Source organism: Acidimicrobiia bacterium, assembly GCA_040902765.1.
Taxonomy (GTDB): domain Bacteria; phylum Actinomycetota; class Acidimicrobiia; order Spongiisociales; family UBA11373; genus DATKBG01.
The window spans coordinates 115348-130551 of the sequence record JBBDWO010000011.1 but is presented as its reverse complement, the minus strand read 5'-3'; the positions used below and the strand labels follow the sequence as shown (position 1 = coordinate 130551).

The window sequence follows — 15204 nt, the reverse complement described above, 5'->3', positions numbered from 1 at the left end:
TACCGGCTACCGGCTACCGGCTACCGGCTACCGGCTACCGGCTACCGGCTACCGGTCGTCCGCCTCCCGTTGCGATAGCCTCGGGGGATGATCGAGCGGATCGCGCGGTGGGTTCCTAAAGGGTTGGTCGGGTTCGCGCCGATCGGTGGGTTTGTCAGCGCGCTGCTCGGCGCGGGGTCGGTTTTCGCTGCGGTGACCTTTGGTTCCATCGTGTGGGCGGGGATCGGCCTCGCGCTCTTCTTGCTCGCAGGACTCGCCTGGCACGTCGCTGACATCCGCCGATGAGCTGGCGGCCGGTAGCCGTGGATCCTTCCCTCACCGACGCCATCGACGGCGGCGACCTCGACGAGGTGGTGCGGCTGGTCGACGGGCTGTGTGCCTCACGGGATTGGGACTCGGTCGTCGCCACCAGGGACCGGTGTCGGGCGGTGATCGAGCGCGGTCTCCAGATGTGGCCCGCCGCCGAGTACGCCGAGTATCGCCTCGCCCTGGAGGCGCCGGCGTCGTATGCCGGACCGGTCGTCGTGGACGACGCCGGTCGGTTCGCACTCGGCCCCCTCTGGGAGGTCGCCGCCAGCACGCACCCCTGGGCGGACCTCGCCGACCACGTTCCGATCGGACCCGCCCGCACGCTCGTCGCCTACGAGCGGGCACTGCGTGGCGACGATCCGACCGATGATCCGGATCTGGACTACGAGCTGCTGGACCTGCCCTTCATGCCCGAGCCCTGGGAACCGCGGTACGAGGTCGCCGAGTACAAGGGGTCGGAAGCGGGCTTCCCGGCGCCCGAGATGCCGCGGCTAGGGGAGTGGGAAGTGGCGGCGGGCGCCGACGGTGGCGTCGACGATGGTGCCGAGGCACTGCTGGCCCTGGCGGCACCGTGGGGTGATCAGTCGAACGGCACCGTGACGGCCGTGGGTGTCGACGGCTCGGTAGAGCACGCCATCGGTGCCGTGTTCTCCGGCCCGGTGCTGGCCGTCGAGATCAGTCCCGCGCTGGCGGTGGCCCGCATGGCCTGGGCCGGTGCCAGCGGCGGGGCCTATGCCCGGCGCCGGGGGAGTCCCATGGGTCGCTTCGCCGCCTGGTGGACGGCCTCGGTGCTGACCGGCACGGAATGGCCGGTCGACCCGGATGACCTGGGTCAGGCGATCTCCCGCCTGCGCTGGGTCGCCTGGGAACCCGCCGACGCCCGCCCGGGCTGGTCGGCGTCGATCGCCGTCGAGGACCCCGACGCAGGCCGAGCCTGGGCGTTGCTGGCGCTGGACTCACACCGCGATGAGGATCCCGCGGTCGAGTAGTCGCTCAGGCAGGCAACCTCAGTCTCCAGCCCAGAGCGTCGAACATATGTTCGGGTAGGCTGCTGCGATGGTCCGCTACGCCGAGCTGCACTGTCACACCAACTTCTCGTTCCTCGACGGGGCGTCGCATCCTCAGGACCTGGCGCAGCGGGCCGCCGATCTCGGGTACGAGGCGCTGGCGGTCACCGACCACGACGGCTTCTACGGTGCCGCCCGGTTCCGCCTCGCCGCCGCCGACGCCGGGCTGCCGACGGTGTACGGGGTGGAGGTGGGCCTGCCGAGGCGGCAGGCAGCTAACAGCAGACAGCTAACAGCTAACAGCCAGAGACTTTCCAGAGGCCTCGAGCGCGATCACCCTCCCCCCTCCCCGCCTTCGGCGGTACTCCCCCCTACGGGGGGAGAGAGACATGGGGCGCGTCGTGGCCGGACCGTGCGCGCCCATGGGACCAAGCCGCTGGTGGTGCCGCCGACCGATCATCTGGTGCTGTTGGCGCCCGACCCGGCGGGGTATGTGGCCATCTCGCGGCTGGTGTCGCAGGCGCAGTTCCGGGGGGAGAAGGACCGGCCGGTCTACGACTACGACGACCTGGCCGCGGCGGCGCAGGTGGGGGAGCTGATCGCCCTCACCGGCTGCCACCACGGGGCGGTCCCGGCGGCGGCGGCACGCGGCGACCTGGAGGGAGCGCTCGCCGCCGCCGCCCGGCTGCGCGACCTGTTCCCCGATCGGCTCTTCGTGGAGCTGTGGCACCACCGCATGCCCGGCGACGACGCCCGCAACGACCTGCTCGCCGAGGTGGCGGCGCGACTGTCGCTGCCGGTGGTCGCCACCAACAACGTCCACTATCACGACCGCTCCCAAGCCGACCTCGCCGAGGTGCTCGCCGCCGTCGGTGGGCGTCGCGACCTCGACCGGGGACACGGTCACTGGCCGGCCACCGACGAGCGATACCTGAAGTCTCCAGCGGAGATGGCGGCGCGGATGGCCCGGTACCCGGGCGCGGTGGATACCGCTGCCGACCTGGGGTCGTACCTTGCCTTCGACCTGCGGTTGGTGGCGCCGCGGCTTCCCGACTTCGACATGCCCTCCGGATTCGACGACGAGATGGCCTACCTGCGGCATCTCACCCTGGAGGGTGCCCGCCGCGCCTACCCCGGCGACGGCCCCGAGGGCATCGACCCGGTGGCAATGGCCCGCATCGAGCACGAGTTGGGGATCATCGACTCACTCGGCTTCGCCGGGTACTTCCTGGTGGTGTGGGACATCGTGCGCTTCGCCGAGTCGTGCGACATCCTGTGTCAGATCCGCGGCTCGGGCGCCGACTCGGCGGTGTGCCGGTGCCTGGAGATCACCCGGGTCGACCCGATCCGCCTGGGCTTGCCGTTCGAGCGGTTCCTGTCGGCGGAGCGGGGACGGCCCCCCGACATCGACGTCGACTTCGAGGCCGACCGTCGGGAGGAGGTGATCCAGTACTGCTACGACAAGTACGGGCGGGAGCGGGCCGCCATGGTGGCCAACGTGATCACCTACCGGGCCCGCTCGGTGCTCCAGGACGTGGGCAAGGCGTTCGGGCTCACCCAGGCGCAGGTCAACGGGATGACCAAGTTCCTCGACACCCGCAGCCCCCACAAGATCGAGGAGCACCTGGACCTGCCCGAGGGACGGATCACCGACTTCATCCTCGACGTGTGCCGCCGCCTCGACGGGTTCCCCCGCCACCTGGGGATCCACTCGGGGGGCATGGTGATCGCCGAGCGGCCGCTGTGGGAGACGGTCCCGCTCGAGTGGGGGCGGCTGGAGGACCGCTCGGTGCTCCAGTGGGACAAGGACGACTGCGCCTCGATGGGCATCGTCAAGTTCGACCTGCTGGCGCTGGGGATGCTCAACGCCCTGCACCTGACCGTCGACTACATCGAGGAGGGCCACGGGGTGCGTCCCGACCTGATGACCATCCCGCAGGAGCCGGCGATCTACGAGATGCTCACCCGGGCCGACACCGTGGGGGTGTTCCAGGTGGAGTCGCGGGCGCAGATGGCGACGCTGCCCCGGATGAAGCCGAAGACGTTCTACGACCTGGCGATCGAGGTGGCCCTCATCCGCCCCGGTCCCATCCAGGGGCACTCGGTGCATCCGTTCCTGCGTCGACGCAACGGGGAGGAGCCGGTGCGCTACCCGCATCCGCTCACCGAGCCGATCCTGCGCAAGACGCTCGGGGTGCCGGTGTTCCAGGAGCAGCTGATGGAGATCGCCCGGGTGTGCGCCGGGTACACGCCCGGGCAGTCGGACCGGCTGCGCCAGGCGATGACCCACAAGCGGGCGGGTGAGGAGATGGACAAGCTGCGCGACGAGACGCTGGCGGGGATGGCATCGCAGGGGATCACCGGTGCGGCCGCCGACGAGCTGTGGGAGAAGCTCCAGGGGTTCGCCTCCTTCGGGTTTCCGGAGAGCCACTCGGTGTCGTTCGCCTACATCGTGTACATGTCGGCGTGGCTCAAGTACCACTGGCCGGCCGAGTCACTTGCCGGGTTGCTCAACGCCCAGCCGATGGGCTTCTACAGCCCGAACACATTGGTGCAGGACGCCACCCGCCACGGGGTGGTGGTGCTGGGCCCGGACGTCAACGAGTCCGACCACGACTGCACGGTGGTGCCTCACGAGATGGATCCCGACGAGGTGGTGTACCTGGGGATGCAGTGGCGGCGGGGGAGAGGTGCCGTCGACGACCCGGACCGCGAGGCGGTGGCGGTGCGGATGGGCCTGCGATACGTGCGGGGGTTGGGGGAGGTGGAGATCACCCGCATCGAGGCAGCCCGGCTGGCCGCCGGGCGGTTCGTGTCACCGGTGGACCTGGCGCAGCGCACCGGGCTGCCGCTGGCCGCGCTGGAGGGGCTGGCGGCGGCGGGGGCGCTGGAGTCGGTGGGGGTGTCGCGGCGCGAGGGTCTGTGGGCGGCCGGTGCCCTCGCCGGGATCGGTCCCGGCACGCTGCCGCTGGTCGAGGGAGCGGAGGCGCCGACGCTGCCCGGGATGCGAGAGGACGAGCAGGCACGTGCCGACCTGTGGGCGACCGGCGTGTCGGTGCGCCACCCGGTCGAGTTCATCCGGGAACGACTCACCGCCGAGGGCTGCATCCCCGTCGCCGAGGCGATCAGCGGCTTGCGTACCGGAACCCGGGTGCGGGTCGGCGGGGTGGTCACCCACCGCCAGCGTCCCAGCACCGCCCGCGGGGTGATCTTCATCAACCTGGAGGACGAGACCGGCCTGCTCAACGTCGTGGTGATGCCCGACGTGTGGCAGGCACAACGAGAGGTGGCCCGCCGTCAGGTGGGACTGGTGATCGACGGGACCCTGGAACACCGCGACGGGGTCACCAACCTGCTCGCCAAGCGGTTCTCGGCATGGCCGGTCGAAGGCGTGAAGACGAGAAACTGGGCAGATTCGTGGCGGTGAGGGGACAGCCCCATCTCACTCCCGCTGGGGGTAGTCCGCCCTTGGTGAGCTTCTCGGTGGTGGCGCCGGCACAGCATCCGGAGGTTCTGGAGGCTGGTGGGGCCGCCGTCGGCGCCGACAGTCATCGTGGGCCGAGGGTAGGTGGTGATGCCGAATAGGGAGGAAGGCAAGAGACCCGGCGACTCGCCCTGGTGGCCGCGGTGAGGTCGCGGTGGGCGCGATCAGCACTCGGTGAGCGCCGCCGGACCCAGGCAGAGGTCGGCGCCGTCGCCGCCGACGAGGTGGTCGCGAAACGAGCCGGCGATGAGCGTGTCGTCGCCGTCGCCACCGAAGAGGCGGGATCGTCCCCGCCCGGCACGGAGGAGGTCGTCGCCAGCACCACCGCAGATCACGTCGTCGCCACCGTTCCCGTCGATCGTGTCGTCCCCTCCCCGTCCGGCGATCACGTCGGAGCCGGGCGTGCCGACGAGGAGGTCGTTGCCGTCGGTGCCGACGATCGTGGCCCACCGTCCGGCGCAGGAGACGGCCGGCCATGGGGCCGGGGCCAGCGTCACACCCTCCGGGTCGAGGGCCCAGACGCGGCGCACCGTGTCGGCGAGCGACGCGGCGAGCAAGTATTCGGGGGCCAGGTCGAGAGCGAGTGCCTGCTGCACCGCAAGGATACGGAAGTCGCCGTCTCGCACCCAGGTGGGGACGACGTCGATCCGCCCGGCGGCGAAGCCTCCTGACGGCTGTTCGGTGACCACCACTTGCACCAGGAGCCCGTGCTGGGCACCGACGAACGGCGGATCGACGAACGAGTTGAGGCTGGACAGGTGGTTGCCCATCCCGTAAACGACGAACTTGCCGTGCACCACTTCGATCGGCTGCACCGCATGGGCGTGATGGCCGAGGATCAGGTCGACGTCGTCGGAGGCGAGCAGCGTTCGGGCGAGGCTCCGCTGCGCCTCGCTCGGGCCGGTCGTGTACTCGTCGCCCCAATGCAGCGACACCACCACGAAGTCGGCACCGCGGGAGCGCGCCGCGGCGGCGTCGGCGAGGATCGCGTTGGGGTCGATCACATTGACTGCATGACCCGGGCGGTCCGGCGCGGTGACGTTGACGCCGTAGGTGTAGGCGAGGTGGCCCACGACCGCTGGCCCGACATCGTGGAGGTCGGGCAGGCGCTCCGTGAAGGTCCGACCGACGCCGGCGTGACCCAGCCCGGCGGCGGCGAAGGCATCGAGGGTGGTGGTGACCCCCTCCCACCCGCGGTCGAGGGTGTGGTTGCCGGCCACCGAGCAGGTGTCGTAGCCGGCGCCGGCGATGGCGGTGACGATCTCGGGGGGCGAGAGGACGTGGGGGTAGTGCTGCACCTCTCCGCGGTGGCGGGCGATAGTCCCCTCGAAGTGACAGATGGCGAGGTCGGCACCAGAGATCCACGGTTCGATGGACGAGAACATCGGAGTGAAGTCGTGACCGCCGTGGGGGAGGCGGGCGCGCTCCTCGAGCCGTCGGCTTACCAGGACGTCGCCGGAAGCGACGATGGTGAACGAACGGGGTTCGTCCCCGCCCGCGCCGGCGGGGGATGGCGGCAGGAGCATCGCCGCCAGCACGATGGTGACGGCGCGGCGGGCGCCGGTCACCGCGTCAGTCGTCCCCGGAGCGTTCCCGCAGGTAACGCTCGATCTCTGCGGCCAGCTCCTCACCGGACGGCGCCGAGTCCGAGGCGTCGAACATCTCCTCCAGCTGTTCGATCATCGTCGCCACGGTCGGCTGCTCACTCACCGCGGTATCCAGCTGTCGTCGCTGCTCGGCGGCAGCGTCGACCAGAGGCCCCAGGGCCACGCCGACGCCGAGGTGGCGAGTCACGCGTTCGACCAGGTCGACCACGGCCGGGTAGTAGATGCCGGCGACGTAGTGGGGGACCCGCGCCCAGAAGGCCACCGTCGGAATGCCGCGCTCGGACACGGCTCGCTCCACCACCGACACCGCCGAGGCCGGCACCCGGAGCAGCCCCTCGGGGAAATTGGGGCCATGCGAGACCAGGTCGGGACGAGAGGCGGTGGTGACCACGACGGTGGGGCGGGTGTGAGGGGCCGCCCACGGGATACCCCCCAGGCTCACGTGCTGAACCACACCCGCCTCGACGGCGATCTCGGCGACGGCTTCAGAGAACGCCTTCCATCCCCAGTTCGGCTCGGCGCCCGACAGCAGCAGGAGGTCGCGCTCGTCGGTGCGGACGATCCGAATTGCCGCTCCGGGCCAGACGAGATGCCGCATGATCCCGTCGACGAAGTCGAGGATGGGGCGGTTGACCCGGTAGTCGTACAGCCGATCGGAGTCGAACAGGATCGCCGGTTCGGCGTCGCCGGCGATGTGGTCGAGTGTGGTGGTACCGGCGGCACCGGCACTCACCCAGCCGTCGAAGGCGACCAGCAGGGCGGGAGCGCGCAGCGGTTCGTCGAGACGGCCCTCGTACATCACCCGCCCCAGGCTATCGGGAGCGGTCAGAGCGAGTCGCAGCCGCCGGCGCCGGCCTCGATCCTGCGAACCCGTGTGAGCTGTGGATCGGGCGTGTCACCGCCGGAGACGGTGAAGGTGATCAGGACCCCATCGTCCACCGTCGCCGTGCCGCCGGAGCCGAGGGTGACGTCCTCGTAATCCTCCAACCCGAGGAACTGCTCGAGGGTGGTTCCGATGCTGGCGCCCCCGGCGGTGCCGAGGTCCTGAGCGAGCGGATCGAGCGCCTGCATGTCGAGTGTGAAGTAGGCGTACTCGAGGAACGACGGCAGGCCGCTCACCTCGGCGAAGTAGGCGGTGAACACGGCGGGGTGCTGATCGGTCCCCAACCCGGCCTGGATGAGCCAGGTGACGACGCGGTGGGTGCCAGGGCAGGCGGCCACGTCGTCGCGCCAGTCGGAGTCCTCGAACGGAACGCCCAGGATCAGGCCCATCACGGCGATGGCGTTCTCGGCCTCGCTCCCGAATGAGGCCAGTTCCAGAGCGGTGCCGTCGGCCTGGAGCGCCATCTGCCCGAACTCTGTGACGAGGAGGTTCGGCGACCGGACCTCAGCGATCAGCCGGTAGGTGGTGGCGGTGTCGGCGGAGATGTGGATGGCGTAAGCGCCCGTAGCAGGGAGTTCGGCGTCGACGGTCCCGGTACCCGAGCCCACCTGCTCGCCTTCGCCGTCGAGCACCACGATCGACACGGTGCCGTCCACGGCGGTCAGGCGCAGCACCTGTCCGTTGAGGCCGGCGAAAGCGTAGGTCTCGTCGTCTCCGGGTGCCGCGTTCCCGGCGATCTCCACCGACGACTCCCCGACCGGGAAGGCGAGGGTGCGGTCGTCGGAGCACTCCCGTGCCATCGAAGCGAAGGTCTCGTCGTCCGGGGCTCCCGAGGGGACCCGCTGCAACTGGGCCTGGTAGTAGGCGGCGGCGAAGGCGGTGATCGGGCCGAACGAGCCGTCGATCGAGACCTCGGGACGCTCCGGGTCGGGTTGGGCCAGTCCGACGCACACCAGGTAGAACTGGATCGCCTCCACGTAGGCCCCGCGTTCGCCGGGGCTGGCGATGGGCGGACCGTTCGGTTCAAGCGGGACACGGCCTACCGACGGTGCTGCGGTGGTCGTGGTGGTGTCGGCGGTGGTCGTCGTTGTTTCTATCGCCACGTCACAGGACACGGCGAAGAGGGCCAGGGCGGCCGTGACGCTGAGAGTCCGCCTCACGGGTGCCACTCTAAGCGGAGTAGGGCGCCGGCGCGGGAGAACCACGGCGCGGTTCGGGTACCGTGGTGGCTCGCCGACCATGGAGGACACGGGAATGCGCGAAGCGGTGATCGTCTCGACGGCACGAACGCCGATCGGCAAGGCGTATCGCGGGGCGTTCAACGACCTCGAGGGTCCCTCGTTGGCGGCCCACGCCGTCACCGCAGCCGTGTCGCGCGCCGGATTGGAACCCGACGAGGCCGACGACCTCATCCTGGGATGCGCCATGCAGCAGGGGACGACCGGGCTCAACGTGGCCCGCCAGACGGCACTCCGCGCCGGGCTGAGCGAACGGGTAGCCGGTATGACCGTGGACCGGCAGTGCTCCTCGGGGATGATGGCGATCGCCATCGCCGCCAAGCAGGTCATGGTCGACGGGATGCCGATCGTCATCGCCGGCGGCGTCGAGTCGATCAGCCTGGTTCAGAACGAGAACATGAACCAGTACCGGATGATGGATCCGGCTCTACTCGACATCGAGCCGAACATGTACATGCCGATGCTCCAGACCGCCGAAGTAGTGGCCGAGCGGTACTCGGTGAGCCGCGACATCCAGGACGAATACGCCCTCTCCAGCCAGCAACGAACCGCTGCCGGCCAGGAGGCGGGCCGGTTCGACGACGAGATCGTCGCCGTCACCACCACCAAGGTGGAGCGGGACAAGGCGACCGGCGAGGAACGACGCGTCGAGGTGACGCTCGACCGCGACGAGGGGAACCGCCCCGACACCACGGCCGAGGGGCTCGCCGGGCTGCCGCCGGTGCTCGGCGGGACCATCACCGCCGGCAACGCCAGCCAGCTGTCCGACGGTGCCTCCGCGTGTGTCGTCATGGACGCCGCCGTTGCCGGCAAGCGGGGCCTGGAGCCGCTCGGGTACTACCGCGGGGTGGCGGTGGCGGGGTGTGCTCCCGACGAGATGGGCATCGGGCCGGTGTTCGCCGTACCCAGGCTGCTGGAGCGGTTCGACCTGACCGTCGACGACATAGGCCTCTGGGAGCTCAACGAGGCCTTCGCCGTCCAGGTGGTCTACTGCCGGGATCGACTGGGGATCCCCGACGAACTGCTCAACGTCGACGGAGGGGCGATCTCCATCGGTCACCCGTACGGGATGTCGGGGAGCCGGCTGGTCGGTCACGCCCTCATCGAAGGCAAGCGGCGGGGCGCCCGCTACGTGGTGAGCACCATGTGCGTCGGCGGAGGCATGGGGGCGGCGGGGCTGTTCGAGGTGGCCTAAGGCGGTTGCCTGTTGCCTGTTGCCCGGAACTCGACAGGAGTAGCTTCGGGGCTCAATCCCAGAGAGGACATACCTGATGCGACGGATCATTGTGTTGATCGCGTGTATGGGCCTGATCGCTGCGTGCGGCGGCTCGGATGCGGAGGAAACCACCACTACCGGGGCCGCGCCTACGACGACGGTTGCGGGTGCTACCACCACGGAGGGTGAGGCCCCCGCTACGACCATGGACGAAGCCGCTGGCCGGGTGGCGATGGCGGAGGCCCTGGAGGGCGAGTACGCGGGCGAGTGGAACAACCTGACGTTCGACTCGACCGGTGCCGCCGAGGGGGTCGTCGCCGTGGACGGGACTCTGGTGACCGTCACGCTCATGCTCGGAGGCAACGTCTTCGGCGTGGGGAGTCCCGACCCGGTGGTGCTGGAGTTCGACCTGTCGGAGCCCCCTCCTTACACGACCGAGTCGGAGCTGTTCGGGGAGGCGACGATCGACATCGACGAGGCGGGAGTGCTCGACTTCGAGGCGGCGAGCATCACCTCCCTCGGTGGGATGTCGCTGCTGGTCGAGGGGACGGTGACGGCCGAAGGGTTCGACGTCGTCTACCGCATCGTCCAGGGCGACGGCACTGAGTTCGCCAACGGCACCATGACCATGCCGCGCAGTTGACCGGGTAGCGGTTGATCGGGTAGTGGTGCCGAAAATCCTTGTCGCGGCGCGCGGCCATGGGTATCGTCTGCGGGTAATCACATCCATGTGATTTCACGAGGTGAGCCCATGTACGAGCTGGCCGGCTGGGGAAACCCGGCGCCCCCCGATTGGGTCGAGCGCAAGGAGCGCATCGAGGCGAGGCTCTCCGCCGATCTGGTCCGACAGCTGCGGGCTAGGGCGGGGTCGGAAGGGATTGCCGTCTCCGATCTGCTGGAGCGGATCGTGCGTGATGCGGTCGACCCGGTGTCGTTGATCGCCGCCATCTCCGGAGATATCGCCGACTTCTGATCCGGTCGAGCAGGGTCAGCCGCTCGGTGCCAGACTGCCCGTCGCCACGCGCAACCGGACGGAGGACGAGTGGGCGGCGACCGGTATCTGTTCGTCAACGGTGCCGTCTTCGGCGTGCCCGGGGCGACCGCGGTGGCGACCTCGGGGCGGACCATTACGGCCGTCGGCGCCGATCGCCAGCTCGAGGATCGCGTCGGCGCAGACACCGAGGTGATCGACCTGCGGGGCAGGCTGATCACGCCCGGCTTCCAGGACGCCCACATCCATCCGGCCACGGCGGGTCTCGAACTCACCCGGTGCGCCCTCTACGACTGCCGTGACGCCGCCGAGGCTGCGGCGGTGATCGACGACCACGCCCGGCGCAACCCCGATGTGCCGTGGGTGCTCGGCGGGGGATGGGCCATGGACTGGTACCCGGGGGGAACGCCCACGATCGAAGAGCTCGATCGGCTGGTGCCCGATCGACCCGCCTACCTACGCAATCGGGACGGTCATGGTGCCTGGGTCAACTCGGCCGCCCTCGCCGCCGCCGGCATCACCGCAACCACCCCTGATCCCGTCGACGGGCGGATCGAACGCGCCCCCGACGGGAGTCCCCAGGGCACCCTCCAGGAGGGGGCCATGGACCTCGTCGGCCCGGTGATGCCACCGGTGGGAGTCGCCGACTATCTGGTCGGCCTGGAGGCGGCGCTGGCCTATCTGCTCCCGCTCGGGATCACCGCATGGCAGGACGCCGCGGTGGACCCCTCGATCCACGCCGCCTACCTCGAGCTGGCCTCCCAGGGTCGCCTCCCCGTCGACGTCGTCGGCGCACTGTGGTGGGAGCGCGACCGGGGCCTGGAACAGATCGACGAGCTGGTGGAGCGGCGCCGCGATGCCGTGCCCGGGTACCGGGCGACGAGCGTCAAGATCATGTTGGACGGCGTGGCGGAGAACTTCACCGCCGCGATGCTCGAGCCGTACCTGGACGCGTCCGGCACCCCGAGCGAGCGCCGTGGCATCGACTTCGTCGAGCCCGACGAGTTGGTGGCCGCGGTCACCGCCCTCGACGGGCACGGGTTCCAGGTCCACTTCCACGCCATCGGTGACCGCGCCGTGCGCCACGCACTCGACGCCATCGAGGCTGCTCGCCTGGCCAATGGAGCCGGTGACCGTCGGCACCACATCGCACACATCCAGGTGATCCATCCCGACGACCTGCCACGGTTCGCCGCCCTCGGCGCGGTCGCCAACGCCCAGCCCTTCTGGGCGTGCTCCGACGGGTATCAGACCGACCTCACCATCCCATTCCTCGGTTCCGAGCGCGCCGCATGGCAGTACCCGTTCCGCAGCCTGCTTCGGGCCGGTGCCCGGCTCGCCATGGGGAGCGACTGGTCGGTCTCCACCCCGAACCCGATGCTCGAGATGGAAGTGGCGGTGACCCGCCGCGAGCCTCAGGATCGTTTGGCGGAGCCGTTTTACCCGGAGGAGTGCATCGGGCTCGACGACGCCATGCTCGGGTTCACCGCCGGCTCCGCGTTCGTCAACCACCGGGACGACTCGAGTGGCTCGATCGCCGTAGGCTTCGCCGCCGACCTGGTGGTGCTCGACCGGAACCCGTTCGAGGCCGATGCCGGTCCGGCGGGCGAGGCGGTGGTCGACATGACCATGATCGGGGGGGCAATCGTCCACGCACGGGAGGCATCAGGGTGAGCACGCCAGCGGTTCGACTGGACGGGGTCGAGAAGCGGTTCGGCGACGTGATCGCCGTCGATCGCGTCGACCTGGTCATCGAGGACGGGGAGTTCTTCTCGTTGCTGGGTCCGTCGGGTTGCGGCAAGACCACGACCCTGAGGATGATCGCCGGCCTCGAGTTTCCCACCGCCGGGGCGCTGGAGATCTTCGGTGAGGACATGGGGCTGCGCCCGCCCAACAAACGACCGGTGAACACCGTGTTCCAGTCGTATGCCCTGTTTCCCCATCGCACCGTGGCCCGCAACATCGCCTTCGGGCTGGAGATGCAGAAGGTTCCCCGGTCGGAGGTCGACGAGCGGGTGGCCAGGGCGATCGAACTGGTCAGGCTCGACGGCATGGAGGGGCGGCGACCGGATCAACTCTCCGGTGGGCAGCAGCAGCGGGTGGCCCTCGCCCGAGCCCTGGTCAACGAGCCCAAGGTGCTGCTCCTCGACGAGCCGTTGGGAGCCCTCGATCTCAAATTGCGCCAGGCGATGCAATTCGAACTCAAGGAGTTGCAGGAGCGCGTCGGGATCACCTTCATCTACGTGACCCACGACCAGGAAGAAGCGCTCACCATGTCGGACCGCATCGGAGTGATGCACGACGGCCGGCTGCTCCAGGTCGGCACTCCCGAGGAGATCTACGAGCACCCGTCGACCCGGTTCGTCGCCGACTTCATCGGGGAGACCAACTTCCTCGGCGCCACCAGTGACGGGAGCGAGCGGGTGATCCTCGAGGGTGGTACGGCGATCGCGGTGGTCGGCGCCCCGGCGGGTGCGGGGCGCACCGTGACGGTCGCCATTCGGCCGGAAAAGATCGGGCTGCACACGGCCGGAGAGGAGCCGGAGACGGGGTTCAACGCGCTGCCGGGCCGGGTGCGTCGACGCGTCTATCAGGGCGACGCCATCACTTACGAGGTGGATTGCGACTCCGGGGTCCACCTGCGGGTGCGTCATCCCAACCTGCCGGGCGTGTCCACGCACGGTGAGGGTGCCGACGTCGTGGTGTCGTGGCCGGTTGCGGCCACCCAGGTGCTGGAGGCCTGATGGTGCAGACGGCCGAGCCGGTCGAGCGGGCCAGCCTGGAGAGCGGTGCCCGTCGGGCCGAGTCGCGCCGTGGCTTCCTGATCGGCCTCCCGGCGTGGATCTACCTGACGATCTTCTTCGCCATCCCGCTCGGCATCGTCTTCGTGTACTCGCTGGGAACCCGCACCTCGACGGGCGCAACCCGTCTCGAGGACCTCAACTTCGACTCCTACGCCCGGCTCGCCGAGCCCCTGGTGCGCCAGATCGCCTGGCGGTCGTTGACCCTGGCGGTGATCACCACGGTGCTGTGCCTGCTCGTCGGGTACCCGTTCGCCTATTTCGTGGCGACCAGGTCGCGGGCGATGCGCAACGTGCTCCTGGTGCTCATCATGATCCCGTTCTGGTCCAACTTCCTGGTGCGCACCTACGCCTGGCGGGTGCTGCTCGGCTCGGACGGGCTCGTCTCGCAGATCACCCAACTGCTCGGCCTGGGGGAGACGCGGCTGCTGTTCACCCCGTCCGCGGTCCTCATCGGCCTGGTGTACGGCTTCCTGCCCTTCATGATCCTGCCCCTCTACGCTGCCATCGAACGCATGGACTGGAGCCTCGTGGAGGCGGGGCGGGACCTCTATGCATCTGGTTGGACCGCCTTCCGCAAGATCACCTGGCCGCTGAGCCGGCCCGGCGTGGTGGCCGGGTCGATCCTGGTGTTCATCCCTGCCATCGGCGCCTACGTGACGCCGGCCATCCTCGGCGGCTCCACCTCGACCCTGCTCGGCCAGTACGTCGTCGACCAGTTCCTCGCCGCTCGCAACTGGCCGTTCGGGTCGGCGCTCTCCTTCGCCATCATGTCGGTGATGCTCCTGGCCACCGTCGTGTACTTCCGGGTGGGGGGGAGGAACCTGTGAACGTCGGGAGGCGTCGACGCGGCCCGGTGCAGCGCCTGCTGGCGGCGAACGCCTGGCTGGTGTACGCCTTCCTCTACCTGCCGATCCTGGTGCTCATCGCCTTCTCGTTCAATGCCAACGAGCGCAACGTGTCGGTATGGACCGGAGGCACCCTCAAGTGGTACGGCGAGGTGTTCCAGAACCCGAACGTGACCGGCGCCATCCGCAACTCCCTGGTGGTCGCCTTCATGGCGACTCTGGTTTCCACGGTGATCGGTACTGCCGCCGCCATCTCGCTGGAACGGTTCCGGTATCGGGGGCAGCGCGGTTACGACGGACTGCTGTACATGCCGGTGATCATCCCCGACGTCACCATGGCCGTGATGATGCTGCTCTTCTTCGCTCAGGGTTTTGCGATGATCCACGGGCTCTTCGGGGTGCGGTTCACCTTCGGGCTGGGGACGATCGCCCTCAGCCACATCGCCTTCAACATCTCCTTCGTCGCCATCGTCGTCCGAGCCCGCCTCGGGCAGATGGACCCGTCGATCGAGGAGGCCGCCGCCGACCTGTACGCCGGTCGCTGGGCCACCTTCCGCAAGGTGACGCTGCCCATGATCCTCCCCGGCGTCCTCGGGGGCGCCCTGCTCGCCCTCACCCTGTCACTCGACGACGTGGTGATCACCAGCTTCGTCACCGGACCCGGCTCGACCACGCTGCCGGTGTACGTCTTCGGCCTGGTCCGGCGCGGGGTGAGCCCGCTCATCAACGCAGTGTCGGTGTTGATGTTGGTAGCCTCAATGGTCCTCGTCGGAGCGTCGCTCGTGGTACAGCGAGCCCGCTCACGATCCTGAGCACAAGG

13 protein-coding genes are annotated in these 15204 nt (G+C 69.5%); 10 read left to right on the top strand and 3 right to left on the bottom strand.

Annotated features, from left to right (window positions below; all coding sequences use genetic code 11):
* The first annotated feature begins 87 nt into the window (after positions 1-87).
* From WEA29_04045 to WEA29_04035, 3 genes are all read left to right on the top strand, one after another.
* Positions 88-285 carry a hypothetical protein gene (locus WEA29_04045; GenBank protein ID MEX2322924.1) on the top strand — a complete coding sequence of 66 codons (198 nt, stop codon included), beginning with the start codon at positions 88-90 and terminating at the stop codon, positions 283-285.
* Positions 282-1298 carry a hypothetical protein gene (locus tag WEA29_04040; protein ID MEX2322923.1) on the top strand — a complete coding sequence of 339 codons (1017 nt, stop codon included), beginning with the start codon at positions 282-284 and terminating at the stop codon, positions 1296-1298. Before WEA29_04045 ends, WEA29_04040 begins: the two co-directional genes overlap by 4 nt.
* Positions 1299-1365: 67 nt before the next feature.
* A complete protein-coding gene (locus WEA29_04035; protein MEX2322922.1) occupies positions 1366-4743 on the top strand; it encodes an error-prone DNA polymerase in 3378 nt (1125 codons plus the stop codon).
* 221 nt (positions 4744-4964) lie between these two features.
* Here the strand turns inward: WEA29_04035 and WEA29_04030 are convergent, their stop codons facing one another.
* Genes WEA29_04030 through WEA29_04020 form a run of 3 tightly spaced genes read right to left on the bottom strand, consistent with a single transcriptional unit; the run spans position 4965 to position 8450 of the window.
* The gene (locus WEA29_04030; GenBank protein ID MEX2322921.1) at positions 4965-6368 is read right to left on the bottom strand and encodes a CapA family protein; all 1404 of its coding nucleotides are present in this window, start codon (positions 6366-6368) and stop codon (positions 4965-4967) included.
* 4 nt (positions 6369-6372) lie between these two features.
* Positions 6373-7206 carry a PAC2 family protein gene (locus WEA29_04025; protein ID MEX2322920.1) on the bottom strand — a complete coding sequence of 278 codons (834 nt, stop codon included), beginning with the start codon at positions 7204-7206 and terminating at the stop codon, positions 6373-6375.
* Between the two features lie 26 nt (positions 7207-7232).
* Complete coding sequence (locus tag WEA29_04020) at positions 7233-8450, bottom strand: hypothetical protein (protein ID MEX2322919.1); 1218 nt, start codon at positions 8448-8450, stop codon at positions 7233-7235.
* A gap of 94 nt (positions 8451-8544) precedes the next feature.
* Here WEA29_04020 and WEA29_04015 point away from each other — a divergent pair, with 94 nt between their 5' ends.
* The 7 genes from WEA29_04015 to WEA29_03985 all read left to right on the top strand — a co-directional run bounded on the left by WEA29_04015 (position 8545) and on the right by WEA29_03985 (position 15196).
* A complete protein-coding gene (locus WEA29_04015; GenBank protein ID MEX2322918.1) occupies positions 8545-9723 on the top strand; it encodes an acetyl-CoA C-acyltransferase in 1179 nt (392 codons plus the stop codon).
* Between the two features lie 76 nt (positions 9724-9799).
* Positions 9800-10387, top strand: coding sequence for a hypothetical protein (locus WEA29_04010; GenBank protein ID MEX2322917.1), 588 nt, complete (start codon positions 9800-9802; stop codon positions 10385-10387).
* A gap of 108 nt (positions 10388-10495) precedes the next feature.
* The gene (locus tag WEA29_04005; protein MEX2322916.1) at positions 10496-10717 is read left to right on the top strand and encodes a hypothetical protein; all 222 of its coding nucleotides are present in this window, start codon (positions 10496-10498) and stop codon (positions 10715-10717) included.
* 69 nt (positions 10718-10786) lie between these two features.
* Positions 10787-12409 carry an amidohydrolase gene (locus WEA29_04000; GenBank protein ID MEX2322915.1) on the top strand — a complete coding sequence of 541 codons (1623 nt, stop codon included), beginning with the start codon at positions 10787-10789 and terminating at the stop codon, positions 12407-12409.
* The gene (locus tag WEA29_03995) at positions 12406-13479 is read left to right on the top strand and encodes an ABC transporter ATP-binding protein (protein ID MEX2322914.1); all 1074 of its coding nucleotides are present in this window, start codon (positions 12406-12408) and stop codon (positions 13477-13479) included. The genes WEA29_04000 and WEA29_03995 overlap by 4 nt, the downstream gene beginning before the upstream one ends.
* Positions 13479-14366, top strand: a complete 888-nt coding sequence (locus tag WEA29_03990; protein ID MEX2322913.1) for an ABC transporter permease — start codon at positions 13479-13481, stop codon at positions 14364-14366. Before WEA29_03995 ends, WEA29_03990 begins: the two co-directional genes overlap by 1 nt.
* On the top strand, positions 14363-15196 hold the full coding sequence (locus WEA29_03985; protein ID MEX2322912.1) for an ABC transporter permease: 834 nt from the start codon (positions 14363-14365) through the stop codon (positions 15194-15196). Before WEA29_03990 ends, WEA29_03985 begins: the two co-directional genes overlap by 4 nt.
* Positions 15197-15204: the final 8 nt, after the last annotated feature.